This is a genomic window from Natrialba asiatica DSM 12278 (assembly GCF_000337555.1).
Taxonomy (GTDB): Archaea; Halobacteriota; Halobacteria; order Halobacteriales; family Natrialbaceae; genus Natrialba; species Natrialba asiatica.
The window spans coordinates 186,790-212,477 of record NZ_AOIO01000007.1 but is presented as its reverse complement, the minus strand read 5'-3'; the positions used below and the strand labels follow the sequence as shown (position 1 = coordinate 212,477).

General features: G+C 58.4%; 18 protein-coding genes and 1 pseudogene. 7 read left to right on the top strand and 12 right to left on the bottom strand.

Annotated elements, in window-relative coordinates:
• The first annotated feature begins 63 nt into the window (after positions 1-63).
• Positions 64-708, top strand: coding sequence for a helix-turn-helix domain-containing protein (locus C481_RS02500; RefSeq protein WP_006107307.1), 645 nt, complete (start codon positions 64-66; stop codon positions 706-708).
• A gap of 186 nt (positions 709-894) precedes the next feature.
• Here the strand turns inward: C481_RS02500 and C481_RS22060 are convergent, their stop codons facing one another.
• The 5 genes from C481_RS22060 to C481_RS02480 all read right to left on the bottom strand — a co-directional run bounded on the left by C481_RS22060 (position 895) and on the right by C481_RS02480 (position 5,646).
• On the bottom strand, positions 895-1,062 hold the full coding sequence (locus C481_RS22060; protein ID WP_006107306.1) for a hypothetical protein: 168 nt from the start codon (positions 1,060-1,062) through the stop codon (positions 895-897).
• Positions 1,063-1,428: 366 nt separating this feature from the next.
• The gene (locus tag C481_RS02495; protein ID WP_006107305.1) at positions 1,429-2,355 is read right to left on the bottom strand and encodes an NAD(P)/FAD-dependent oxidoreductase; all 927 of its coding nucleotides are present in this window, start codon (positions 2,353-2,355) and stop codon (positions 1,429-1,431) included.
• The gene (locus tag C481_RS22380; RefSeq protein ID WP_006107304.1) at positions 2,352-2,630 is read right to left on the bottom strand and encodes a hypothetical protein; all 279 of its coding nucleotides are present in this window, start codon (positions 2,628-2,630) and stop codon (positions 2,352-2,354) included. Before C481_RS22380 ends, C481_RS02495 begins: the two co-directional genes overlap by 4 nt.
• A 392-nt stretch (positions 2,631-3,022) precedes the next feature.
• Positions 3,023-4,306, bottom strand: coding sequence for a threonine ammonia-lyase (locus C481_RS02485; RefSeq protein ID WP_006107303.1), 1,284 nt, complete (start codon positions 4,304-4,306; stop codon positions 3,023-3,025).
• Positions 4,303-5,646, bottom strand: coding sequence for an amidohydrolase (locus C481_RS02480; protein WP_006107302.1), 1,344 nt, complete (start codon positions 5,644-5,646; stop codon positions 4,303-4,305). Before C481_RS02480 ends, C481_RS02485 begins: the two co-directional genes overlap by 4 nt.
• Before the next feature lie 144 nt (positions 5,647-5,790).
• Between C481_RS02480 and C481_RS02475 the strand changes: the two genes are divergently transcribed.
• Positions 5,791-6,765, top strand: coding sequence for an NAD(P)-dependent oxidoreductase (locus tag C481_RS02475; RefSeq protein ID WP_049904367.1), 975 nt, complete (start codon positions 5,791-5,793; stop codon positions 6,763-6,765).
• Between the two features lie 489 nt (positions 6,766-7,254).
• On the opposite strand, the gene C481_RS02470 is transcribed toward C481_RS02475, so the two are convergent.
• From C481_RS02470 to C481_RS02450, 5 genes are all read right to left on the bottom strand, one after another.
• Positions 7,255-8,433 carry a M24 family metallopeptidase gene (locus C481_RS02470; protein WP_006107300.1) on the bottom strand — a complete coding sequence of 393 codons (1,179 nt, stop codon included), beginning with the start codon at positions 8,431-8,433 and terminating at the stop codon, positions 7,255-7,257.
• An 81-nt stretch (positions 8,434-8,514) separates the two neighbouring features.
• On the bottom strand, positions 8,515-10,131 hold the full coding sequence (locus tag C481_RS02465) for a dihydrolipoyl dehydrogenase (protein WP_006107299.1): 1,617 nt from the start codon (positions 10,129-10,131) through the stop codon (positions 8,515-8,517).
• An 87-nt stretch (positions 10,132-10,218) separates the two neighbouring features.
• Positions 10,219-11,601, bottom strand: a complete 1,383-nt coding sequence (locus tag C481_RS02460; protein ID WP_006107298.1) for a hemolysin family protein — start codon at positions 11,599-11,601, stop codon at positions 10,219-10,221.
• 309 nt (positions 11,602-11,910) lie between these two features.
• Entirely contained in the window at positions 11,911-12,336 is a 426-nt protein-coding gene (locus tag C481_RS02455; protein WP_006107297.1) for a universal stress protein, read from the bottom strand.
• A 242-nt stretch (positions 12,337-12,578) separates the two neighbouring features.
• Complete coding sequence (locus C481_RS02450; protein WP_006107296.1) at positions 12,579-13,637, bottom strand: CNNM domain-containing protein; 1,059 nt, start codon at positions 13,635-13,637, stop codon at positions 12,579-12,581.
• Between the two features lie 643 nt (positions 13,638-14,280).
• Here C481_RS02450 and C481_RS02445 point away from each other — a divergent pair.
• The 4 genes from C481_RS02445 to C481_RS23140 all read left to right on the top strand — a co-directional run bounded on the left by C481_RS02445 (position 14,281) and on the right by C481_RS23140 (position 18,768).
• Positions 14,281-15,168, top strand: a complete 888-nt coding sequence (locus C481_RS02445) for a phosphatase PAP2 family protein (RefSeq protein WP_006107295.1) — start codon at positions 14,281-14,283, stop codon at positions 15,166-15,168.
• Positions 15,169-15,680: 512 nt separating this feature from the next.
• Complete coding sequence (locus C481_RS02440) at positions 15,681-17,096, top strand: aryl-sulfate sulfotransferase (protein WP_006107294.1); 1,416 nt, start codon at positions 15,681-15,683, stop codon at positions 17,094-17,096.
• 76 nt (positions 17,097-17,172) lie between these two features.
• Positions 17,173-17,712, top strand: coding sequence for a metal-dependent hydrolase (locus C481_RS02435; RefSeq protein ID WP_049904358.1), 540 nt, complete (start codon positions 17,173-17,175; stop codon positions 17,710-17,712).
• A 585-nt stretch (positions 17,713-18,297) separates the two neighbouring features.
• Positions 18,298-18,768: an alpha/beta fold hydrolase gene (locus C481_RS23140; protein ID WP_394295597.1), complete on the top strand. Its 471-nt coding sequence runs from the start codon at positions 18,298-18,300 to the stop codon at positions 18,766-18,768.
• A gap of 444 nt (positions 18,769-19,212) precedes the next feature.
• On the opposite strand, the pseudogene C481_RS02425 reads toward C481_RS23140, so the two are convergent.
• Positions 19,213-20,033 (bottom strand): annotated as a pseudogene (locus C481_RS02425) (IS5 family transposase).
• Positions 20,034-21,393: 1,360 nt separating this feature from the next.
• Positions 21,394-23,619 carry a glycoside hydrolase family 3 N-terminal domain-containing protein gene (locus C481_RS02420; protein ID WP_049904357.1) on the bottom strand — a complete coding sequence of 742 codons (2,226 nt, stop codon included), beginning with the start codon at positions 23,617-23,619 and terminating at the stop codon, positions 21,394-21,396.
• Between the two features lie 265 nt (positions 23,620-23,884).
• On the opposite strand from C481_RS02420, the gene C481_RS02415 reads away from it, so the two are divergent.
• Entirely contained in the window at positions 23,885-25,672 is a 1,788-nt protein-coding gene (locus tag C481_RS02415; protein ID WP_006107290.1) for an ABC transporter substrate-binding protein, read from the top strand.
• Positions 25,673-25,688: the final 16 nt, after the last annotated feature.

The following is a 25,688-nucleotide window of genomic DNA, read 5'->3' as shown; positions in this document are numbered from 1 at the left end:
AACCCGATAGGATCGGCTCTCCGTGTGGCAAAGGTTTTTTAAGTGGCGGTGCAACGAGCACCCGTGTACAAGGCCGTCTTTCGCATCCGGAGTGACGATCCCTATTCGAACTCGACGGCGAACAATAACACGAGTATCGAACTCTGGTGCAACGATCACTGCGACCTGCTTCACGTCACCGGCGAACGCCAGGACGACGTGGTCGCCTATGTGAACGCGGAAGTCGGAGTACAAGAACAGCTCAGAAACGGAGACGACCGAACGGTCATCACCGAAGCGTGCCTGAAACAACACGGCGGAAGCTACATCGAGGCACCGCTTGCGGCCAGCGACTGCCTTCTATTACCGCCATTGCGGTACGAGGACGGCGCGAAGGTCGTTCGAGTTCTCGCGCTCGACTCCGCGAACCTGACCGCGTTCTACGCCGATGTTGCCGACGATCACACCGTAACGGTCGAATCGAAGAAGGAACTCCAAACCGTCGCCTCGGAGACGCCGGTGTTGTCGGTCGGGTCGGTCCTCCCGACGCTTTCCGATCGCCAGCGGGTCGTCTTCCTGACTGCCCACGATCGAGGCTACTACGAGATACCCCGGGAGACGACAACCGCCGAAATCGCAACCGAAGTCGGAATCGGCCGACGGACGGCAGAACACCACCTCAGACGCGCTGAAGAAAAACTCGCGGATGCGTTCGCCGCATACCTGTAGCCCGCTTCTCGCCGCTGCCACCTCGCTGAACTCGTCGCTTCAACAGCGACAGGTAAGACAGATGTGAATAACCGCGGATTACGGCCAACAGTACGAGCAGCGTATCAGGAACGAGTTCACCGACCAGGCCCGTGAGTATCACTTGTCGATGACGGGTGCAGCAGTCGAGTTAGCACAAGGGGGCGACTACTGGATTACATCAACGAGGACGGTGCTCGAAATCCAGCCATCGGTATTCCCGGATTCGATGAAAACGGATTTGTCGGGGCCGCTTTGGCAGACTTCGATCTCGGGTCTGCCGGTCGGGGTCGGTTCGGACTTCCGGTTGGCATCCGACTGGGTACCGGGGGTCATTAGCAGTGTTTAGGCAGGCCTAAAGCAAAAACCATGCGGTTTGTTACACCCGCTGTCCGGCGAGCCACATCACGAGTTCTCCGAGGAGCGTAAAGCCGAAGAGTCATCGTGTGTCGAAAGGGGGCGATAATATCGTGTCCCGAAGGTGACTTCGCTATCGCTAGAAGCGTCGCTGCAAGACGATCTACCACCAGTGGACTGACTGCTCCCGTTACCGCTATCGCCTCGCGCTCGTACTCGGAGAGTTCAAGAACATCACGGAAGAACTGCGAGAGGGTATTGTAGATTTCGTGCGTTCGTAACCGGGTCCCGGTCGCCAACACACGACGCGAAGGTGCGATTCACCGACATGGTCGTCTCTCCGAATTACGTTCCGCTGGATCGTTGCTCGGCATCGATTTCACGGGCCGCAGCGAGGATGAGCTCATCGTCGATGTGCTCGAGTAGTTGCCGCTGCCCGCGCTCGCTCCGACGGTCGATTTCGTCGTCGGAGAGATACATTGCGAATCGGCGATCGATCTCTTGTTCGCGTATCGCCGCGAGTCGTTCTGCCCCGAGGCCGTGATCGGCAGGTAACCGGTCATCGAAATAGTCGCGCCATCGATCCCGGTCGCTCCACTCGTCGTCGAGTTCGGTGTCCGCGCGCATCCAGTCGTAGTAGTTCGCCACGGGCTCCGGATACCCTTCCTCCCGTCGAACGGCCTCGATGACGGTGATTCCGACTTGTGCGCCGCGGCCGGCGGCCATGAGTGCCTGATAGCCCGTCTCGCCGTACGGCGACGCGATGAAGAGTCCGTCGACCGGTGTCGATCCGTCGCTCTCGGCGTACCGTTTATCGAAGTGTTCGCGTTCCTCACCGTCGTGTTCGTGCGTCTCGAACATGGCCGCGTCACCGTCGAGACCGCGCATGTACTCGCCGTCGTAGCGTGTGGCCGCGACCACGAAGCGAGCGGTGACCGGGTCGCCATCTTGCGCGTGAACGAGAAACCCATCAGCGTCGTCGCGGCGCTCGACCGACGCCACGAAGTCGGAAACGATCTCACAGCCCGCCGTCGACGCGTGATCGTGCATTAATCCGTACAGCGTTTCGATGTCGACCCCCGCGGGGAAGCCGAGGTAGTTCTCGAGGTACGCACACCGTTGGATCGACGAGCGCCCGCGATCGAAGATCACCGTCTCTAGATCATACCGGGCGGTGAAAACGCCGACCGAGCAGCCCGCAGGTCCGCCACCGACTACGACGACGTCGTAATCGAGGGTTGTCTCCGGCCGCGACGAGTCTAGCGCGCTCATTGGTCGACTCCTCCAGTGCCGTCCTGGTAGCGTTCGACGAGGGCGTCGGCGTCAGCGGAGACGCCGGGAAGTCCGTCGTACAGATGGGAGCCGTACCCGGCACGAACGCCAATTGCCGACGACCCAGCGCTCTGACCAAGCGCGACACCCGTATCCGCGTCATCCCCGGTGTACGGCGTCGCGAGCGTCGGATCGAAGAACCATCCGAACCGCGTCTCGCTCACCGACGATGCCGCCGTCCGTTTCGTTCCGACGCACGAGTTCTTCTCACTCATCGTCGAACCACGTACTCCGTCGGGACGGAACTGTGGCGCTCGGTTCCGTCGGGTGCGTTCTCACCGTGTCCGCTCGATTTCGAACACCGAGCAGACGGCACATCGCCACTGTCGCCGTTACGGGCACTTGCCGAACTGAGACGAGACGGTCCTCGAGTTCATCGGCCATAGTATTTTAGGCCAACCTAAACAATAAAACCGTTCCGGTTTTTGGGCCGGCTAATACGCCGCGTCGTCGGGCACCGCATTGAGGGTACGGCGGTACTCGGGTCCCGGTACAGGAAGAACGAGCCCACAAGGCGGCGGTGCACTCGGACAACGAAGTCGAATACTCACAGCCGACTGCGACAGGTGCCCCAGCGCGGTTAGTAAACGAAAACCGTGCGCCACGGCTATCGGTCACAACGAGAGCACTCGATGACCGAAATAGCGCCGAGTTCAGCCAGCGCGGAGAGCACGCCGTCGAGATGCTCGGGACCGCTCCCTTCGAGTCCGATCGTCACCGGAACGCGGTTCGGACGGTCGACCGTCCCTGCGCCGCGGCGGGCGCGCTCTAACGCGTCGAGTTCGGCCCCTTCGGCCTCGACCGTTTCGACTACATCGCCGATAGCCGTCGGCCAGCCGTCGAGGGCCAGCCGCGCCTCGACGTAGCGCCCGAGTTCGTGCAGGCCGGTTCGGGTCAATTCGGCGTGCTCGGTGAGGTTCACGTTGCCGCCGGAGACGACGACGCCGACGTGTTCGCCTTCGAGAGCGAGTCCGGCGTCGTCCGACAGCGCGGCCGCGAGCGGAGCGGCACCGGCACCCTCGGCGACGGTCTTGGCCCGCTCCGCCAGCAGGGTGACGGCGGTCGCGATTTCGCGGTCCGTGACCGTCACCGCGTCGTCGACGACCGCGCGGGCGGTCGCGGCCGTGGTCTCGAGCATCCGGGTGTCCGCGATCCCCTCCGCGACGGTATCCACGTCTGCGAGTTCGTGTATGCCCGCACCCTCGTCGTCCCGAGCGTCTGCTGCGGTCTCGAGCGTCCGTTTCGCGTGGGCGGCACCCTCGGGCTGGACGCCGATAACACGGATGTCGTGCTCGGCGGCCTCGAGCGCCGTGCCGACGCCCGAGATGAGGCCGCCGCCGCCGATCGCGACGAGCACCGTCTCCATCTCAGGGTACTGGTCGCGAAGTTCGAGTCCGATCGTCCCCTGGCCGGCGATGATCGCCTCGTCGTCGAACGGGTGGACGAACGTCTCCCCGGTTTCGTCGGCTCGGTCGAGTGCGAACTCGTAGGCTCGTTCGTAGATATCGCCCTCGACGACGACCTCGGCACCGTAGCCGCGGGTGGCCTCGATCTTCGCGGCGGGCGTGACCTCGGGGACGACGATGGTCGTCTCGATATCGAGCAGTCGTCCCGCCAGCGCGACGCCCTGGGCGTGGTTGCCCGCGCTCGCGGAGATAACGCCCGCCTCCCGTTCTTGGGCATCCAACTGCGCCAGCTTGTTGTACGCGCCGCGGATCTTGAACGAACCCGTCCGCTGAACGTTCTCGAGTTTGAGTCCGACGGACGCTGCGCCGCTCAGTTCGGCGAACGTTCGCGACGTATCGAGCGGCGTTCGGTGGACGATGTCGTCGATCCGCGCACGGGCGTCCTCGATATCCGCGGGCGTGACGAGGCCGTCGTGCCCGCTCATCTGTTCCCCTCCGTCTCCGCGATGGGGGTGTCTACGTCCGCGTCCGCGGGATCGACGTGCGGGATCGGGTGCCGAGACTCGAGTTCGCGGATCGTCTCGGCGAGCACGTCGACCCCGTGTTCGAGACTCGCCTCGTCGACGTCGAACGTCGGGGTGTGGTGGCTGGTCGGGTGATCGGTCCCGACGATGAGGTACGTCGCGAGCCCCCCGTCGCGCTGGACGCGTTCCATCAGGAAGGTCGCGTCCTCGCTCGCGCCGAAGTCGGCGGCCGGCAGCACGCGCTCGATACCCGCCGCGCCGTCGGCGACCTCGCTGACGAGCGCCTGCAACTCGGGATCGCTGTCCGCGCGCGGCGATTCGCTGACGACCTCGACCTCGGCCCGGCAGTCGTGCATCGTCGCGGCCGATTTGACGGTGCGCTCCAGCCGATCTTTCACGAACTCCATCAGCTCGGTCGTCTCGCCGCGCGCTTCGGCTTCCATGTGGGCGCGCTCGGCGATAACGTTGCTCGCGGTACCCGCTTCGGCTTTCCCGATGTTCACCCGCGTCATGCCGTCGCTGTGGCGGGGAATTCCGTAGGCGTTCTCGATCGCCGTCCCCATCGCGTGCATGGCGTTTGCCCCCTCGTTCGGCGCTTTCCCCGCGTGCGCGGAGGCACCGTGGATCGTCGCGTCGACGTGGCACATGGCCAGTGGCTTCTCGATCCCGGCGACGACCTCGCCCGTCGGATGATCGAGGCCGACGTGCACGGCGAGCAGGTAGTCCAGCCCGTCCGCGAACTCGCTTTTCGCCATCGGACAGCCGCCGCCGCTAGTCTCCTCGGCGGGCTGGAAGAAGACGACCAGCCGACCCGCAAAGTCGCTTTCTGCGATGGCTTCGAGGACGGCCAACCCCCACGTCATGTGCACGTCGTGCCCGCAGGCGTGCATCGCGCCGTCGATCTCCGATCGGAACCCCTCCGCGGCCGGATCGTGTTCCTCGGCGGTCGACTCCTCGATGAACAGCGCATCGATATCGACCCGCAGTCCGATTACGGGTCCCTCGCCGCGGTCGAGAACGGCGACCGCGCCCGTGTTGCCGCCGGTCATCCGATCGAGCAGCGCCGGATCCGCGCCCCGCTCGCGAGCGCGCTCGATCCACGGCCCGAGTTCAGCGTCGGGAACGGCCATCCGATCCGCGGGGTCGTAAGCGTCCGGCCCGACGGCCAGTTCGTCGACGCCGATCGCTCGAATCTCCTCGACGAGACGAGCGGTCGTGTAGAACTCGCGCCACGCCGGCTCCGGGTGGCGGTGAAGGTTCCGTCGAAGGGTCACGAGACGATCTCGTATCGGTTCGTTCATGCCAGACACTGACTCACTCCACTAACTTAATTATACACAATCAGTGTTTATGGTAGGTACACAAAAGGAATAAGAGAGGCGATGACAACCGTTGGGTACGAGTCGTTTCAGTGGCGAGAACACGCTACTGCGACGGAGGATCATATGAACACGAGTACGAGCACGAACGCAGATGTCGTCGTTCTCCGCGAGGGAACGGAAGGGCTATCGATGGAATCGTACGCCGAAACGCTGCGCGAGCGACTGCCGAACCACACCGTCGCGCTCGCACGGACGCCGGCGGAAGAACGCGAACTCGTCCCGCAGGCGCGGGTCGTGACAGGGATCACGATCGAAGAGGCCCTCCTCGATCGGGCCGAGCGACTCGAACTCTTCGCGTGTACGTTCGCCGGCACCGACCACGTGCCGATGGAGGCGCTGGCCGAGCACGGCGTGGCCGTGACGAACGCCGGCGGCATCCACGCACCAGGGATCGCCGAACAGTCGATCGCCAATATGCTCGTCTTCGCGCGCAACCTTCACGAGGGGTGGCGGCGCAAGCAAAACGGCGAGTGGCGACACTTCCAGTCCCACGAGTTCACCGGGAGCACCGTCACAGTGGTGGGACTCGGCTCGATCGGTCAGGAAATCGTCCGGCGACTCCAGGGCTTCGAGGTCGAGACGATCGGCATCCGTTACACGCCCTCGAAAGGCGGCCCGACGGACGAGGTCCTCGGGTTCGAGGCGGAAGACATCCACGAGGCGTTCGCCCGCAGCGAGTACGTCGTGCTCGCGTGTCCGCTGAACGACCTGACGCGAGGACTCGTCGGCGCGGACGAACTGGCGACGCTGCCCCCGAACGCGGTCGTCGTCAACGCCGCGCGCGGCGGCCTCGTCGATACCGACGCGCTCGTTGCAGCGCTGCAGTCGAACGGCATTCGGGGAGCCGCGCTCGACGTGACCGAACCCGAACCGCTGCCGAACGATCACGACCTCTGGGATCTCGAAAACTGTCTGCTGACCCCCCACACGGGCGGGCACACGCCGAAACACTGGGATCGGTTAGCCGATATCGTCGCGCACAACGTGAGCGCGCTCGAGGACGGCGACGCTGAACTCGAGAACGTCGTCTCTCAGTAAATATCACCCTTATTCGTTAGGGATATCCCCGGAACTAGGGTGAACGCGGGTCAACGATCGTTCTTCCACGACTTATTAAAAACCGCATCCATTGTCACAGCCGTCCCACCCAGTCCGAGCAAGAGTCCCACTTCCGGGAACGAAGACAGTTCGTTAAAGTATGCAACGAGATAGAGGCCGATAAGCGTGAGTTGAACGCCGAGAATTCCTTGGGCTGTAGTGTCCATGAAAATGTATTTCTAAGATCTAATAAAGGTAGTGGCATAAAGCTCGCAGACTCATTTACCGAATCGCTATTTCGGTTTTGCATCCTGCGCTGGATGAAAATCGTGTTTCCAACCGCAGGTACCGATCAAGATCGAACTGAAAGACGGTGTGCCGAACTCGAGTTCCGAAGCGCCCACAAGACCGATCCGGGAACCGAGAGGTGTTCGCCGCCGAAGGGCAGCGAGAAAACGCGGTGGAGAGCGTAGACGGTAGAGCAGCGAGTTATGCCGTAAACAACTGCCGCGGGAAGTCCGCCAACGTTTCTGCGCCGGAACTCGTCACGCGGAACGTCTCGCTGGTTTCCATACCGATCTCTTCCGTCCAAATCCCCGGGATCATGTGGAAGGTCATGTCCTCCTCGAGAACCGTCTCGTCACCGGGTCGGATGCTCGCCGTGTGCTCGCCCCAGTCCGGCGGGTAGCCCAGTCCCATCGAGTACCCGATGCGATCCTCCTTCTCGATGTCGTACTGCGCGATGGTCTCTCGCCAGGCCTTCTCGACGGCCTCGCAGGTGACGCCCGGTTCGGCGGCGGCGAGCGCGGCCTCGATTCCCTCGGTGACGATATCCGCGGTCCGCTCGAGTTCAGCCGGCGGGTCGCCGACGAACGTCGTCCGGGCGAGCGGCGAGTGATAGCGGTGACGACAGCCCGAGAGTTCGATGATGACCGGGTCGCCGTCCTCGAACGGGCGGTCGGTCCAGGTCAGGTGCGGCGTGCCGGTGTGGTCGCCCGAGGGCATCAGGGGGACGATCGAGGGGTAGTCGCCGCCGAACTCGTCGGTGCCGGTGATGAGCGCGTCGTAGATCGCGGCTGCGGCCTCGTACTCGGGGACGCCCTCCTCGATGGCGTCGATTCCGGCCCGCATGGCGTTCTCCGAGATGCGGGCGGCCTCGCGCATGTACGCGAGTTCCTGTTCGGATTTCTTGACCCGGACCCAGTTGACGAGCAGCGTCGCGTCGCTGAACTCGGCCTTGGGAAGGTTTTCCTGCAGACGCGTGTAGGATTTCGCGGTGAAGTAGTAGGCGTCCATCTCGAGTCCGATGCGACCGTCGCCGACGTCGAGTTCGTCGAGGACGCCCGCGACGTAGTCCATCGGGTGGAGGTCGTACGGCGAGTGAACGTGGTCGTCGCTGTACGACTGGATACTGTCTGCGGAGAGGATGGTCGTCGCCCGTGCGCCGTCGGCGTCCATTTCGCGGCCGACCCAGATCGGTTCGTCGCGGTCGGCCGTCACGATGACCGCCTGGTGAACGTAGAACGACCAGCCGTCGTAGCCGGTGAGGTAGTTCATGTTGGCGGGGTCGGCGACGACGATCGCGTCGAGGTTCTCCTCGCGCAAGCGCGCTTTCGTCCGGTCGAGTCGACGGTCGTATTCGGCAGTGTCGAAAACAGCTCGTGACATGATACCAGGGCCTATGCGAACAGTTGATCAGCGGGACCTAAAACTTTTCGTGTATAGTAAATACGGATACTGTTTACTATCTCAGTCGGACTGCTGGTCGTGGCCGTGGTCGCCCCGGTGGCCCTCGTGGTCGTGCCCGTGCTGGTGATTGCTGTGCTCGCGCTCGTGGTCGGAGTGGTCGCGAGAACGCTGGTGCTCGTGAGCATGGTCGTGGTCACGGTCATGATCGTGATCGTGATCGTGATCGTGCTGGTGCCGGTGATGATGCTCGTGCGTCCCCCCGTGACGCGTGAACTGCCCGGCGAATGCCCGATCGACGACCTCCGACAGCGCTGGATGGATGTGGACCGACTCGCGGATATCCCAGACGGACCCCGTCCCCGCCGTCATCGCGACGACGACCTCCTCGATGAGATTCGACGCCTCCGGCCCGACGATGTGACAGCCGAGTAGCCCGCCGTCCGGTTCGGCGATGACCTTGACGAATCCCTCGGCGTGCATCGCCTGCCCGCGGGCGGTATCCTCGTAGCGATACGTCCGCGTCGCGTACTCTCGATCCGCCTCGCGGAGCGTTTGTTCGTGGACCCCGACGCCGGCCACTTCCGGCGAGCAGAACACGGCGAAGGGCATCGCCGTGTAATCGACCGGTTCGAGTTCGTCGCCGAATAGATTCCGAACGACGGCCCGAGCCTCGTGGTTCGCGTTGTGCTTCAACAGGAACTCCCCGACGATATCTCCGAGTGCCCAGATCCCATCCGCCGTCGTGCGCAGGTACTCGTCCGTCTCGATAAAGCCGAACTCGTCGGTTTCGACGCCGGTTGCACCGAGGTTCAGCGTATCCGAGTTCGGCTGTCGGCCCGCCGCGACGAGCACGGTGTCGCCGGTCACGGTGACGGGATCGCGCGCCGACGGATCGTCCCACGCCGGCGGGTACGGCCGCGCCTCGATGGTTACATCCTCGCCGGATTGCGAGGCGGCGACGGCCTCGTACCCCGTGTGCACGTCGAAGCGTTCGTCGTAACGCTCGGTGAGCGCGGCCGCACTATCCTCGTCGCTCTCCGGAAGCAGATACTGGCGGCGACCCACGATCGACACGTCGCTGCCGAACGTCCCGAAGAAGTGCGCGAGTTCAGCCGCGATGTACCCGCCGCCGACGATGACGAGGTGATCGGGTGGCGTCTCGAGTTGGAGGGCATCCCGACTGGTGAGGAAGTCGACGGTGTCGATGCCTTCGATCGGCGGGATAGCCGGTCGCGTTCCGGCCGCGATGAGAACCGTGTCGGCGCGAGCGCGTGCACCGGCGTCCGGCCCGTCGACGAGTTCGACCGCCCGGTCGTCGACGAAGCGACACTCACCCTCGAACAGCGTGTGCTGCTCCGAGGCCTGTACGCCGCGGTAAATCGAGTCCGAACTCCCCGACACGTCCTCGTTGACCTCGCGGACGATCTCGGCGAAGTCGACGCCGGCCACCTCGGCGTCGATCCCGAACTCGTCGGCGCGCTCGATGGTCTGTCGAACCTCCGCGTGATACAGCAGTTTCTTCGACGGGATGCAGCCGCGATTGAGACAGGTGCCGCCGAGGGGTCCCTTCTCGACGACCGCGACTGACTGGCCGCGGTTCGCTGCGGCGCTCGCTACGTCGAGTCCGGAACCCGATCCGACGACGAGGAAGTCGAACTCCGCGATATCCGTCTCCATACGCTATCGACGGCTTCGAGACCCATTACCTTTACAGGAAAATTCTCACCTATCCATACTGTTTCGCGTTCCGTTTAGTTATATAGTTTACTGAGATTTCATGTTTGTTGGGGTCTCTGTCGCATCGCGTTCGACACCATTGATCTTCGAAACACGAACATTCAGGATGCGTGTATCCTCAACTCGTTCAACACGAAGCCGAACACCGTCATAAGCGATTGTCTCGTCTTCTTCAACGAGACGACCCGCACGGTTGAAAATGAATCCAGCGACAGTTTCGAACTCTTCGCCCTCCGGAAGTTCAATATCGAGTTCGTCGTTAATCTCGTCAATGTTGAGTTTTCCTTGCACGATTGCGGTATCAGTGTCAAGGAACTCGATCGGTTCTTCCTCTTCGCCTTCGAGAATATCGCCGACAATTTTTTCGACCATATCTTCCATCGTGATGAGCCCTTCAGTAGTGCCGAATTCATCGATAACAATGACCATCTGTATACGGTTCTCACGCATTTCGGCCAAGAGTTCGTCAGCATTCTTACTTTCAGGAATATGGAGAGTTGGCTGAATTACATCATCAAGTTCGATATCGCTATTCTCACCGTAGGTACTCTCCCTGATTAGATCGCGAATGTGAATGATGCCGACGACATTATCCAAACTCTTCTCGTAAACGGGAACACGCTCATGCCCACTGTGGACCAGTGTCTCGATAGCCTCATCGACGCTTGCGGTCTTTGGGACAGCAGTCATATCAAGACGCGGAGTCATCACTTCTTTAGCGATGGTATTGTTGAACCGAAAGATTCGCTGAAGCATTTCGTGTTCGTCCTCGTTAAGAACACCCTGTCGCTCGCCAGTTTCGATCATCCCTTGAATTTCGTCACGGGTGATGTAGGTGCTCTCGATGGCCATCTCGCCACCAGTGATACTATTAATAAGTTTAGTAAGATAGTCAAAGAGCACGACAAGTGGCAGAAGAAGGTACTCGGAGTATTTGAGTGGCCTAGCGACGCGACGTGACCATGTTTCGGTGTTCTCGATTGCATAGGACTTTGGTACGCTCTCGCCGAACAGGAGGACGACCGCTGTGATACCGAGCGTAGAAAGGACGGCTGCGGTTGCACCGCCAAAGTAAAACCCCAATAGAGTCGTTGCAATCGATGTCATCGCAATATTGACAAGATTGTTTCCGACAAGAATCGTCACGAGCAGTCGGTGCGGGTCGGATTTGAGATGGGAAATCATGTCTGCGCCGGGAAGGCCCTCCTCAACGAGCGCATCGACTCGATGGCTGGGGAGTGAGAACATAGCAATCTCGGACGACGAGAAGAAAGCCGAGACCCCAATAAGGATAACGATGATTCCAGCCCCCGTCCATGTCATAAGCTCTTCAGTCACCATGATATCGAAAAATCCGATGGCAGGCAGGGCCTGCAACAGTATATCGGGTGGAGGTGGGAGTGGTATCATCAAATACTTCCTCCCGAAAATGGATGAGAATAAGTTAAGTAATGATTGAACAGTTGTTTTTTGAAATTCCGCTGAATCGTCTGGAGTGAATCGATCTTAGTCGGGTCTCTGAGAATCCGATCGTTTCGAAATGCCACTATAATTCGTACTAGTGAACGGGCACCAAAACCGTGATTGTTTCGGAATTAAGCATATCTACCGTTCGGACATGTTGAGGATCTCCCGTGTGAATGCCAACAACGATTGCCAGGGTGAATAATTAGTCTCAGAAAGTATAGACAAAAATGTATCTATCTTCGAGAATTGGCATTAAGGACGCGCAATAAGGATAGGTGTGTCAACGGAGCGAATAACACGGTCCGTCGAACTTCCTAGAAGATGGTCTTTGATCCCAGAACGTCCACTTGCCCCCATGACAATAAGATCGATATCGTAATCCGTACTATATTCGGCTATCACTTCGTGAGGGACCCCTTCAAGGATATCCCGTTCATACGTTATATCAGCGTCTTCGGCCTTTGAAGCCGCTCTATCGAGTATCTTAGTCGCCTCTTGTTCGAACGTCTCTGTGAGTTCGGGCGCAATGTTCCCAGTGGCAGCCATCTCTGTCCCTACATCCACTACGTGTAGAAAGTGAACTCTCGCTCCGTGCGGTTCTGCAATACTAATTCCGTGATCAACTGCAGCAGCACTCGAGTCACTCCCATCGGTTGGCACGACAATATCGGAATACATGTGTCACCAGTCTACCGCTAACGGAAAAAGCTGAATCAGAACGATACACTACGACGGCGATTCAGTATCGCTTGAGACGTTGTTACCTTCTGTGCTTTTCGGACAGAGCTTGTTCCTGCCCCTAGTTATCCGAAATCGCTCGTCAAGCCGTCTGTACAGCGGTAGCGAGGCGAAAGATCATAGCGTTGGCCGTGGAGAACCTCAGTGTTCCCGGTCGACAGCTCTACTTGGATGAGATAACGTTAACCGAGTTGTTCTCGGTCAAGAGGGTCTTCGATGTCGCCCATAATCGCTTCTAAGAGATCCGTGACAGTCACCAATCCAACGGCTTCGCCATCCTCGATTACGAGCGCGAGTTCCTGTCGTTCCGTTTGGAACTGATCGATCGCATCGCTGATATCTGTATCGGGGGAGAGCGTCATGGGTGGAGCAGCTAATTCAGCGAAATCGATATTACCATCGAATAATTCGTCACGATTTCTGACGAGAATCGGGGTATAAATAATGCCACGGAAGTCGGTCAAATCGTCATCGACTAGGGGATATCGCGTATGGGGACGCTCTTCCATCCGCTGAAAATTCTCTTCAGAGTCAACTTCGGTAGACAATGCGACAACATCTGTCGGAGAGACCATTAGCTCGCTTACAGGTTTATCACCGATTTGAAACGCGTTCAGGATCTCTTCGCGACGTTCATCGGGGAGGTCGCCCTCCTCAAGGACAGATCCGAGCCGGTTGCGGAGGTCAGCCCGGGATTCGATGACCTCTTGTTCGGTCTCACGCCACGCCCCGGTCATCTCGATACCGAACAGACCAAGCGTTCCCTTTGCAACCAAATCACCGAACTTGATTGCTGGGGCGAGTACCTTCGCGAACCAGTACAGCGGGCGCGCTCCGTACCGACAGACCTGCTTCGAGCGCTCGACACCGAGGTATGTCGGTGTTTGTTCACCGTGGGTAAGGTGGAGGAGGTTGATAAGTAAGAATCCAAGTAACGATCCAGCACCGACCGATGCGAGCGCTGTATTCTGGAATAACGGCTCGAATAGCGCTGCCAGACCAGGTTCAGCAACGATACCCAGTGCAATACTCGTGCCGGAAATCCAAATTTGACATGTTGTCAGATAAAATTCGAGGTCATTAGTCATATCCCAGGCAAGTTGGAGCGACGGCGTGTCGAACTCAGATTTTGAATACTGTCGGGCACGAGTCAGGCCGAACTCGATCGCGACGAAATATGCATTCAATCCGATGAGGATAATGCCCGCTAGTATCCGTCCGCTTATCTCTAGTGGCTCCATCACTGCCACGTTCCACTGTGGAGTTACAAATTAGTATGGAAATCGATCACTGCACCTATGATCAGCTTCGTCATTTTTCGGGTATGCCATGAACTCCGGACTCTATTTTAGTCGAAATTACTCGGTAGGGGCGCTGCTGAAATCCTCTCCTTTAGACACCTACTCTCCTGAAACTGCTGTTCACTACACCTGCGAATTTATCACTCAGACTTCGCCGAGAACATCCTGCGTTCTATCCCCGATTTTTGTAACTACCTAGCAATCATATATTATGAGCAGTATTCGGAATGTCAGAGAGGGCGTTTATTGATAGACTTATAGATTAGATTTAATGGTTCAGTTAGTCGTGTTTCAAATAGTCTTGGTATCGTGGAAAATACCGAAGTTTATGGGATGCTGAAGGACATCTTGAGTGGCGTACTATTGCTTGTGGCAGTGGTCTGCCTCGTCAGCGGGGTGTATCTCCGCCAACATAGTTCGAGAGATATTTGTCCCGCACAGAGCATCTTGCCCCAGTTCCGTTGGAATTCATACATCGGATACTACTATCATTTCGATAAGAGGGTGTAAGGGTACTACTGTGCTAGAAAAAATTCATGCATAAATAACAACCAACATACGTGTATGTTAGTCAACGAGGTAGATGTTTGAACTGTCATTACTAAACATGATGACTCTGACCACTCTTACTGTCTTGGTTGGGTTATTGATCACCTTCTCGGTCTGTCTTAATCTCCAGCAGATCAGGCGAACAACCGATGAATTCAATTATCGGCTTCGGAACGTTGCACCCTACCTTGGTACTGCGGCGCTGTTCTTCTTAGCAAAGCGAGCAACACACAAGTATAGTTTGCAAATTTCGTATGCACTTGATTGGAACATCACTGATGAACTCTATGCTATCGAAGGCAAATTCGTCGCCATCCTTCAAAATCTTGTCCCAGAAACCACGCTAGAATTTTTCTCGGCGATGTATATGTTCGGATTCCCGTTTCTCGTAGTGGCTCCACTAATCCTTTATTTCCTGTTGCCGTCACAGCGCCATCTCAAGGAACTCCTTATCGCATACCTTCTAAACTATTTGATCGGGTCAATCTGTTATACGCTGTTCATCGCATACGTCCCTCGCAATCACTTGGCATCTGTTGATGGCCTGATGTACCAGTTCTATCCCCAAACTCAAGATCTCACGGCAGCGGTCTCGGCGAATACATATGTATTTCCGTCACTACATACGTCATTGGCTATCGTCGTTCTACTATTCGCCTGGCGGTCTCGGCGAGAATATCCACGGTGGTTCCCCATTGCAGCGTTCGTGGTCGCGGGCGTTGTCTTCTCAACGATGTACCTCGGTATCCACTGGGTACTCGATGTCGTAGCAGGTGTCATGCTCGGTGCAGGAACCATCTATGCGGCCGAACAGTTCGTTGCTCGCGTGGAAAGCAGAACTACCCAAGTATCCGCCTCTAAGGAGTCCGGGGGGAGTATTACACCAGACATGAACAAACGATATCCGCTACAGAAAAGTTGATCACTACTATTCTATCTGCTCTTGTGATCGCTACGAACTATTTCCGCTAGAAAATTTGGGTGGAAGAACATTAACGAACCCATCAAGATCTCGTGTCTGGTACCAGCCTGTTCCCGGGCCAGTGAACTCGAAGACAATGCCCTCTCCACTGAGCAACGGCACTTTAGACCGCCAACTCGTTGAGTTTCAAACTCGATACCGCCGTCCCAAGCGATCAGGTATTCATTATCAAGCGTATATGATTCTCCAGTGTCGAGATTGAGATGTTCGAGACCATATAGGCATCAATAAATACCACTCATTCCGCGCTCAATAGGCAAGAACCGACAGTTCTTGTCGATTAAGCATCTGCTTGGTAAGGTCGTTTGTGCGCGAAATTGGATCAAGAGTAGCGGCGATACGAGACACTAGTAGCGACGCACAAGAGTAGCAAAAGTACTAGTATCTCGCCTCGTGAAATGATACTCGATGACTCCCCGACTGCTCTGTGAACTCCCGGTGGTGAATCCGCCGTGACCGACCAACAACTGCCGTCGCTCGATCGCGTTCGCGCTGTCCTTTCGCGAAATCGGCTTCGAGTAACGTTTATCGTCCTCATTCTCGTTTCGGCCGCCGTCGTCGCCAGTGCGGCGACCTCGGGTGGGCTTTCAACTGCGTCCGAAGACGAATTGCCCGAAGCACCGCCGACGGAGAACCACACCGTCATCACCGAGTCGGGACGCGCCGGCACGATCACCGCGTACGCACCCGACGGCGAACCGGTCTATTACAACAACACGCGAACGAAGTACTTCGACGTCGACCCCGTCGAAAACGAGTCGATGACGGTCGAGTACACGGCGACCGACACGATCCACGCCGAAGGGCCAACGTGTTCCGCGCCGCCGTGTGCGTTGAACGTCGTCGAGCGCGCCAACCTCTCGACCGGCGAGGTCGAGGTGCTCTACGAGCGATACGATCACCAGGAAACCGCCGGCGAGTGGCACGACGCCGATCGGATCAACGAGACTCATATCGCAATCGCCGACATCGTCGCGGACCAAGTGTTCATCGTGAACACCGAGACGGAAGTCGTCGACTGGCTCTGGGACGCCCAGAGCGACTTCCCCGTCGAAGAGGGAGGCCCCTACCCGGGTGACTGGGCCCACATCAACGACGTGGAGTACATCGAGGAGGGCGAAATGGCGGGCAATCTCATGGCCAGTCTGCGGAATCAGGATCAAGTCGTCTTCCTCGATCCACAGGAAGGACTCGTCGAAGACTGGACGCTCGGAGACGAAAACGAATACGACATCCAGTACGAACAGCACAATCCAGATTACATCCCAGAGAGCGAGGGCGGCCCGGCCGTCGTCGTCGCCGACTCCGAAAACGGACGCATCCAGGAGTTCCAGCGCAACGGCAGCGAGTGGGCTCGCTCTTGGGAATGGTCCGACAGCCAGATGCAGTGGCCCCGCGACGCGGACCGACTTCCCAACGGAAACACGCTCGTCACCGACACGCACGGCAACCGCGTGATGGAACTCAACGAGTCCGGCGACATCGTCTGGGAAGTCGGCTCGACGCTTCCCTACGAGGCCGAACGACTCGAAACCGGAGACGAAAGCAGCGGCGGGCAAAGCGCCAGCGAACTCGGCCTCGAATCCCGGACCGAAGCCGAGAGCAGCGGCGGTGGCGGCAGCAGTGGAAGCAGTCTCATCGGCATCGACCCCCTCGGCTCCATCGGAGACTTCATCGAATCGACCCTTCCGCATCGAATATATAACGGGCTCCTGTTCGCGAGTCCCATTTGGATGGGGTCGTCCGAGTTCGCCGCGGTCGGAATCGCACTCCTCACCGGAATCGTGTGGATCGGTCTGGAGATTCGGTGGCAGCTTCACGACGCCGGCATCCGGTTCCGACGACCGTTTTACCGGGGTGGTAACTGACGGGAGATAGCGCCGCCGGCAGGACCTCACGACCGCAAACTATGTGAACGAGTCGTCCGAAAGAACGGACAAACGGATGGAACTCGGACGTATACTGTTTCTCCTTGGTGCGTTCGCCACGCACGCTTTCGTCGGGTACGCGCTTGTTCGCGGGTGTACCGACGTCGATCCGCGGCTCGGACTCGCTTTCGGGCTCCTCCCGGACGGTGACTTTCTGTTCCCCGCCGACTGGGGGTGGCCGTTCGTGCACCGCGGACTGACGCACACGCCGCTTTTCGCGGTTGGACTGCTCGCAGGGCTCTACCTTGCCAGTCGCAACCGGTCGGTTGCACTGGCCGGCGGGTTGGCCATCGGCTCACACCTCGCGATCGATTCGCTCTCCCCGATGGGAATTCGGTGGCTGTTCCCGCTGCGGACGGCGTGGAATCCTAGTCCCGGACTCGCGGTCCACAGTCCGGCCGCGACAGCGCTCCTCTGGACGGCAGCACTCGGTATCCTCGCGTTCCGAGCGATCCAGCGACGCAGCCACGACCGAGAACCAACCACGGACCACAAACAGGAACACGACGACAAACAACCAACACCGACACCGGACGCTACCACTGAACTCGAGTAGCACGAGTCGACCGCACAGTCCCGTTCGATACCGTCGACAAGGCAACCGAACTGAACCGGCAGAGACAGAGGGATCACCGGCTGCGAGCAGCAGTCATCCGATCGGTGAGACACTGTAAAAAAGGTAAGATCTACAATGAGAAGATACTGTCTAGTTTAGCACCTCGTCAGCTGGCGTTCCTCCATCGAGCGATCGATGCGGTCTTTGAGGGTTATAGAAATATATCTCTGTTGAAATACTCAGATAGTGATAGTTTGACGAGGCCGTGCTGCATAAACAGCGCGTATATCGCAGCGGATCTTTGTCAGAACGGTCATACGAAGCGGTTGTTGATGTCGCGTTCCCCGTTCCGACAGAATCGCTCAATTGACATCAGGACTAGTCGCATGGGTATTCAGCGCGGGTCGTTACCCACGCAACAGACCTCAGAAATCGCAAGAATGCTCTCCATCAACAACGTGTCACAAGAGCGTTGTCAGCAAGAGAGAACTTGAATCGTTCAGTATAGCTATATAACGTTCGCGTCCTACCGAGAAACATGGAACGACAGTTTGTTCTCGTCCCCGGAGCCTGGCTCGGTGGCTGGTGCTGGAAGTACTCACCCCACCGCTCCGTGAGGTAGGACACGAGGTATATACACCGACACTCACTGGACTTGGTGAACGAGAACACCTCGCCCGCTTTGAGATCAACTTGGAAACACATATCATGGATATTGTGAATATGCTTGAATACAACGATCTCACGGATGTTGTCCTACTCGGACATAGCTATGCAGGCCTTGTTGTAACGGGGGTGGCAGAACGAGTGCCAAGCGGCTCAGTCACATCGTGTATCTGGATGCGCTGGTTCCAATGGATGACGAGCCGGTTTCAGCATCTGAATTCTATCCCTCAGACGAGTGGGAAGCGATGGAAGCAGCGGCAAAAGATCATGCTGGCGGCTGGCCTCTCCCCGATGACCATCCGGGTTGGGTGGGTATCTCGGACGAGGACACAAAGTGGATGCGGCAAAAAGCTGTACCGCATCCACTGCACACGTTCAGACAGCAAGTGAACGTCGGTAACTCAGACGGATCGTTATCTACCAGCTATGTTCTCTGCACCCAGAACGGGATGGACGACTCCACCCTCGATATGATTCGGCAACTGTGTGAGCAACGTAAGTGGCAACTGTGCGAACTCGACACGGGTCACTGGCCTATGGTATCAAAACCCCAAAAACTTACTCGTCAAATTCTTGACGTTTTGTAGGGAGTAGCGGTCATTCTACGCAATCTATTGGCTCCCGTCTGGTCTCGTTGTCCACACTCTCGCCGCCTTACTACTCCAAAGCTGTGCGAAAGATACGCACGTACACTGAGCAGCTGGTTCAGCAGGAAGCTTCTGAAAGAAACATAGTCGCCGTGCTGCATCCACGCTCTGAGTCGTTCACGGCTCTTCTGCCAAAAATCAGATATATGCGACCAATTACCCTCCATCGTTCATCTATATCCACTGTTCAGAGTGCCTTGTCGATGTTGTGAGTAAGACAGTTGACAACGAGTTCACGGAACTGCTTCCACCAGTGTCGAGGTCGGGCGAATGCGCCATGTTTCCACTTGAGACGGGAGTTCACTGTCTCGTTTTGGCTACGTTGCCCGTAGAGGTCGGCGTCCAGCCGAACGTTCCACGCCTTACGGAGCGGCGAAATTCTCGGTGCTTGATGAGGGGACGAACACCAGCGTCACAGGCTAACGCGCGAACCTTCTGGTCGTCGTATCCCTTATCTCCGAGGAGAATCGCCACATTCCTGCTATTTCGCTTGATGAGCGACGGTGCGATCTTTAAATCGTGTTTTCTGGTTGTCGTCACGTGCAGATCGAGGATAGCATTCGCTCTCATGTCTACGAGCAATGTAACTTTCAACTGCTGAATCGTCAACCTCGTTCGTTTCGTGTAGTGTTTCGAGGCGTGACTGCGGTCGAACCCGGAGGCGTCGATCCCGACGACACCGTTGGTCGGGAGAAGTGTAACCGAGAGGTGGAGCAGGACACGCCAAACCGCCATATCGAGCTGATTGAACGCCTTACATAACGTCGAAGGAGACGGTAGTTCCTCAAGATCGATGGCATTCCGAATCCGGGGCATCTCGATAAGCTCGTCGAGCAGTTCGCGGTAGGTCGTATTCTTCTGCACCTTGAGACAGAGCAAGACGATGTGCTGGTGAAGTGTGTACCGGCGTTTCGAGAATTTCGATGAGTAGCGAGCGACAGTTCGTCGCGCCAAGTGAAATGCCTGCTCGACGAACCGGAGTAACCGCGACTTCGGGAGGGTCTGCATTCGCTCACACTACCGACGTACCTGTAACTCCCTGAGGATTTCAACAGAACCAGAAATGTGCAAAACCCTCAAGACACTTGCGGACGCTGGCCCGACTGCTCACCCACGAGTTCTGTAAGCAATCGATACGCATTTTGAGGACGTAAAACCACTTTCCGATGCGTTTTCAGTCAATATAGTTAACCCGGCAGCTCAACCGTAACCATGAGAAGACACACCAGTAGATGAATTGATTGATAAGAGGTTCAATCTCGGGGAGATCGCATCTCTCGAAGAGTTTATGCAAAAATGCAGCCGCTGGAGCAGTGCCAGACAGACCACACAACGCGACATCAAGAATCAACTGTGTCGCGATATGTATTGTAGTGTATGGACAATATCACTCTTCATTAATCCTGACATCAGTCTCGTCGACAACGACTTGCGACGGCTTCTGTCGGCGAATCACGTTCTGTATAAACCATCATGCATGTCAACGATCAGTACTCCGTGAGAACATTCAACGCCTAGTTCCGTAAGAATCGTTGTTGGTTCTCGAGTAAACAATCAGTCTGATCGAGGCGGACGGCAAACGTCCCAACGGCCGTTCGCTCGTTCTCTCAAGATTCTTCTAAATTCGTCTCGTCGCTCTTACTGAGCCGGTCTGCGAGCATTAATCCAGATCAAATTCATGGCCTACTCGCTGCTCAAACTGGCTCAACTAGACAGTGCCAACTGATGGAGCACAGTCAGAAAATAATGGGTAGTGGATGCGTGTATCAATCACGAGTAGATGTCACTCTCACAACCGTCCTCCTTTCGGGTCGTCTGCAATCCACAGAGCCAAATGAATATACAGTAGTACGTCTGTAAATATATCCCGAGATTACATTACAGATGTCGCTCTGTAAATGGACCGGGTGGGAGTCCTCCACGTTCGGCTAATAGCACAAGCAGAGTGGACCGAAGAGAGGGGCCGCTCACCGGATCGGCTGTGTTGTTCCGGTATGGAGGTCGAAGACCATCTACTCCGGAGGGAGGCCGAGAACCGGTGTCCCCGATGGCGCGTAGGATTTGCCGCTTTCATAGATAGTACCCGCCAGAATACATATCATATTTCAGTTATTGTTCGACGAGTACGGGTATGATATCTATTTAATCGTCTACTGTAGTGCGATTCTCGATCTAGATTCTGCAATAAATAGGTGGCACTCTCCGTATATTTCTCGCAAAGTGAAAATTAGGACACCTATTAGACGAGGACTGCCACCATAGCTCCTCCTCGTCAGCGACACGGTCACTAGAGTGGGGTCGTAACGAACTCGACTGTCGGAAAAGAAAAAAGGACCACTTCCTCGAGAAACGACCGGCAGTCAGTGCATCACCGTACGTCGAGGTCGAACGTTCGATCCGCCACGAAGAGCCGGAGACGTCCCTCATGGATTCGCTCACCGTGAGATTGCTCGAAGCGTCCAATCTCGTCCGCGCTGAGCCGAAGTTCCACCTCCGTTCGCTCCCCGGGATCGAGTTCAACGCGCTCGAACGCCCACAGTTCGCGGACGGGCGTTACGACCGAACTGAACTCGTCTCGGCCAAACACCTGGACGACCTCGCTCCCGTGCCGATCGCCGGTGTTGGCCACGGTGGCCCGAACCGTAAGCTCCTCGTCCGGGCGGACCACGTCACGGGAGACGTCGACCGACTCGTACTCGATAGTGGTGTAGCTGAGCCCGTGACCGAACTCGAATAACGGGTCGTACGACGCGGGGTGCTCATCGGCCCCAATCGGTTGTGGATGGGGGAGCCGATTGAAGTATGTCGGGAGCGTCTCCGCCGAGCGCGGGATCGAAATTGGAAGCCGCCCGCCGGGTTCGGCCGCTCCGAACAGGGTCTCTGCGATCACCTCGCCGCCGACCCGACCGGGATAGTACGCCATGAGGATCGCCGGGACTTCCGCTGCCAACCACTCGACGGCCAGCGGGCGACCGGTGACGAGGACTGCAACGATCGGTGTGCCGGTCGCGGATACTGCCTCGACGAGGTCACGCTGTGCGTCCGGAAGTGAGAGTTCGTTCCGCGTCGGGAACTCGCCGGTCTCCCCATCGGTCTCCGCGGACGGACCGAACTCGTGAAGATACCAGTCCTCGCCGAGGGCAACCACGGCGATATCCGCCTCGGCGGCGCGTTCTGCGGCGGCATCGACATCGCCAGGAGTGGAGATTCCGCTCCCGGGTTCGTGGGTGACGACCGTGTCGGTGTCGACGGTATCGGAGATTCCCTCGAGAATCGTCGTCCCGGGAATGCCGGTATCCGCGTTGCAGCTCCAGCCGCCGTTCTGGTGGACCATCTCGTCGGCGTTCGGGCCGGTCACGAATACCTCACCGACGCTATCGTCGAGGGGGAGTACGTCCTCCTCGTTTTGCAACAGGGTAAGCGACTTCCGAACGGCCTCGCGAGCGGTGTCGAGATGGGCGGGAGCGCCCAGTACGGCTTCAACATCGGGATCCGGATACGGATCCTCGAAGAGACCGAGAGAGAACTTCGCCCGCAGCACTCGCTCAGCGCTGTCCTCGATCGCTCGTTCGGACAATGCGCCCTGCTCGACGAGGTCCCGGATGTGCTGTGCGTGTTCGCCACCGGCAACCGAGCCAACGTCGAGGCCCGCAAGGCGCGTTTGACGTGCTGCCTCGATCGGGGTTCCCGCCGTGCGGTGGTCCTCGTACAACTGGGTAATGCCGTTCCAGTCCGAGACAACGAGTCCGTCGAAGTTCAGTTCCTCCCGAAGGAGGTCGGTCAGATATCGGCGGGACCCGTGAGCCGGTTCGCCGTCGATCGAGTTATAACACGGCATTACTGCCCCAACGTCCTCGTTGAGGACTGCCTCGAACGGCGGGAGGAGCATCTGTCGTAGCGTGGACGGGGAGACATCGACCGGTGCGGCGTCCTCGCCGCGCGTCGGTGCTCCGTAGGCCGGGAAGTGTTTTGCCGTCGCGAGCACGGCGTCTCCGGGGCCACCACCCTGATAGCCTCGGATCTCGCTGCTTGCTAGCGCCCCGACGAGGAACGGGCTCTCGCCGAACGTCTCTCCGGTTCGTCCCCACCGCGGATCGCGAACGACATCGCACGTTGGACTGTAGTTCTGGGCAGCCCCCGTTGCTCGCATCTCTGTCGCGGTGATTTCGGCGGCACGCTCGACGAGATCGGGACTCCACGTCGCCGCTGCACCGAGGTTGTTCGGGAAGACCGTCGACTCTTTGATGTAGGCGTGACCGTGAATCGCGTCAGCGGCGAACAGCAGCGGGACACCGAGTCGCGTCGATTCAAGAGCGTGCTCTTGCAGTCGACGAGCCGCGTCCGTGGCCTCCGCGATCGACTCGTTGGGCGAGCCGCCCCAGCCGAAGGGGGCGACTGCGCCGATGTGATACTCGTCGATTTCGTCGATAACGTCGTCGACCCCGTGGAGGCCATCAGCAAGCACCCCGATGTAGGAACCAGCTAGCTGACCGATCTTCTCTTCGAGCGTCATCCGGTCGAGGAGGTCTGCGACGCGCTCTTCGATCGGTAGCGATGGATCTAGGTATGACTCACTGTCCTCTAGGCTTGTCATGGATGTAGTTATCTGGAGAGGTAGTAAATAAACGTATCCCTCACCGTCCGGAATGCGACGGTCGGCGAGTAGGAGGAACGATCACCGCACGCTGTCAGTCGCTTGTTGCCCGCAGTCGAACACGCCGATCGGTTCCACCTTACATCCTGCCACCGATTCTCCGCCGTTTCCATTCGGGCCGCACGGACACACAGTGAAATAGACATCACAAATAGTATAGATTCAAAAATTATTTACAATGGTACACGTAACGTAGGGTAACACCATGCGATCAGAGGGCATGTTCCACAGAGACGTAGAGGCATCACGCCGGCCATTCCTCCAGTTGGTCGGCGCGACGGGGGCGGCGGCGCTTGCAGGCTGTTTCGGTACCGACAGCAGCCCGAGCAACGAGGAGATCACCGGCGATGAGCCAATGACCGACCGAACGTTCACCGCGCCAACATCGGTCCTCCCCGAAGACATGCAATGGAACAGTGCGAACGACAGTAACTATCCGGACCGACCCGGCTACGTGGTCTTCGACCGGCTCGTGTACTTCCAGGCGACGACCGGGGAATTCGTTGCAGGAGCCCTCGCCGACTGGGAGGTCACCGAAGATGCGGCAACACTGACGGTACAGGATGATCTGACCTGGCACAACGGCACTGACGCCACGGCGGACGATCTCGTCCGGAAACTCCACATTTCGCTATACGACAGCCACCCGATCGGAAACTTCACCGCCGTCGAGAACGTCACCGCCGTTGACGAGACGACCGTCGAGGTCGGACTCGAAACGACCGTTTCCGAGCCCGTCTTCCTCAACTCGATCAAGAGCATGCTGCTCGACACGCCGGCTGCGCAGTACGACGACATCCTCTCGGAACTGGAGGACGATCCCGAGTCAACAGCTCTCTCGGACTTCGCGGCCGCGGAACCGATCGGGACGGGCCCGTTCCAGTACGAACGCACCGGCGAGCAAGAACTCGTCACCACGAAGTTCGAAGACTCCCACTGGGCCGATAGGGTTAATTTTGCCGAGTACCGGTTCCGGTTCATCGACGGGAACGAGCAAGCCTGGCAGGCGATCCGCGGCGGCTCGGTCGATGCCCTACACAACATCTTCACATCGCCGGACATCATGGGATCGTTCCCCAACTCCGTCCTCGAGATTCAACAACCCGCCAACTGGGGCCTGTCGATCGCGTTCGACCACGATCACAAGCACTTCGGACGGCGAGCGGTCCGCAAAGCGATCGCCCACGCCGTCGATCGCGAAATCGTCGCGGAGAACTCCGCGGGCGGTGGCGACGCAAAAGCACCCGTTGGAACGCCAACGGGAATCGTCGGCAACTTCGACGATTCAGCCGACGACTGGCTCGACAATCCGGGCGGCTTCGAGGAGTACGCTGGGCGGAACACCGACCGCGCCGCCGAACTGCTCGAGTCGGCCGGCTTCTCGATGGAAGACGGCACCTGGGTCGACGAGGACGGCGAGACACTCACGTTCGAATGCAAGGTGCCCGCCGCCTGGAACGAGTGGGTCGATGCCCTGATCACGTTCAACCAGCACCTCCAGGACTTCGGCATCGAGACCAACCTCATCACCCGGGACGACAGCGTCTACTTCGGACAGGACCTCTACGGCGATACGGGCTTCGATGCGGCCGGCTTCTGGTGGTCCGACGGCTGGACGTACCCCTACCACTCCCTCAACTGGAACCTAAACAGCGCGGACGCCCAGACCGTCTACAACTACCCCACATCGGTCGACGTTCCACCGAAGGGCGACCCCGACGGGGATCCCGAAACGGTCGAACTCGCGCCTGAACTCGAAGCACTCGTCGGTATGGATGCCGACAGCGACGCCGCACGTCGGAAAATTCAGGAGTTGGCGTGGATCTTCAACTACGACCTACCCCAACTTCCGGTACAGGAGAAGATCGACCAGTGTTTCGTCTCCGTCGAGAACTTCAAGGTCGCCGAGAACCCGGACCCGGCGACGTCCGTCCAGTACCCGACGACGTATCTCCCTCGCGTTGGAAAACTCGTTGCGAAGGCCGAGGACTAGCTCGGACGAGCGCCAC

What these genes read in the sequence shown, in the direction of transcription:
- C481_RS22060 (WP_006107306.1), bottom strand. Translation starts at nt 1,062, where the DNA reads ATGACCCCCGGTACCCAGTCGGATGCCAACCGGAAGTCCGAACCGACC.
- C481_RS02495 (WP_006107305.1), bottom strand. Translation starts at nt 2,355, where the DNA reads ATGAGCGCGCTAGACTCGTCGCGGCCGGAGACAACCCTCGATTACGAC.
- C481_RS22380 (WP_006107304.1), bottom strand. Translation starts at nt 2,630, where the DNA reads ATGAGTGAGAAGAACTCGTGCGTCGGAACGAAACGGACGGCGGCATCG.
- C481_RS02485 (WP_006107303.1), bottom strand. Translation starts at nt 4,306, where the DNA reads ATGAGCGGGCACGACGGCCTCGTCACGCCCGCGGATATCGAGGACGCC.
- C481_RS02480 (WP_006107302.1), bottom strand. Translation starts at nt 5,646, where the DNA reads ATGAACGAACCGATACGAGATCGTCTCGTGACCCTTCGACGGAACCTT.
- C481_RS02475 (WP_049904367.1), top strand. Translation starts at nt 5,791, where the DNA reads ATGAACACGAGTACGAGCACGAACGCAGATGTCGTCGTTCTCCGCGAG.
- C481_RS02470 (WP_006107300.1), bottom strand. Translation starts at nt 8,433, where the DNA reads ATGTCACGAGCTGTTTTCGACACTGCCGAATACGACCGTCGACTCGAC.
- C481_RS02465 (WP_006107299.1), bottom strand. Translation starts at nt 10,131, where the DNA reads ATGGAGACGGATATCGCGGAGTTCGACTTCCTCGTCGTCGGATCGGGT.
- C481_RS02460 (WP_006107298.1), bottom strand. Translation starts at nt 11,601, where the DNA reads ATGATACCACTCCCACCTCCACCCGATATACTGTTGCAGGCCCTGCCT.
- C481_RS02455 (WP_006107297.1), bottom strand. Translation starts at nt 12,336, where the DNA reads ATGTATTCCGATATTGTCGTGCCAACCGATGGGAGTGACTCGAGTGCT.
- C481_RS02450 (WP_006107296.1), bottom strand. Translation starts at nt 13,637, where the DNA reads ATGGAGCCACTAGAGATAAGCGGACGGATACTAGCGGGCATTATCCTC.
- C481_RS02445 (WP_006107295.1), top strand. Translation starts at nt 14,281, where the DNA reads ATGTTTGAACTGTCATTACTAAACATGATGACTCTGACCACTCTTACT.
- C481_RS02435 (WP_049904358.1), top strand. Translation starts at nt 17,173, where the DNA reads ATGGAACTCGGACGTATACTGTTTCTCCTTGGTGCGTTCGCCACGCAC.
- C481_RS02420 (WP_049904357.1), bottom strand. Translation starts at nt 23,619, where the DNA reads ATGACAAGCCTAGAGGACAGTGAGTCATACCTAGATCCATCGCTACCG.
- C481_RS02415 (WP_006107290.1), top strand. Translation starts at nt 23,885, where the DNA reads ATGCGATCAGAGGGCATGTTCCACAGAGACGTAGAGGCATCACGCCGG.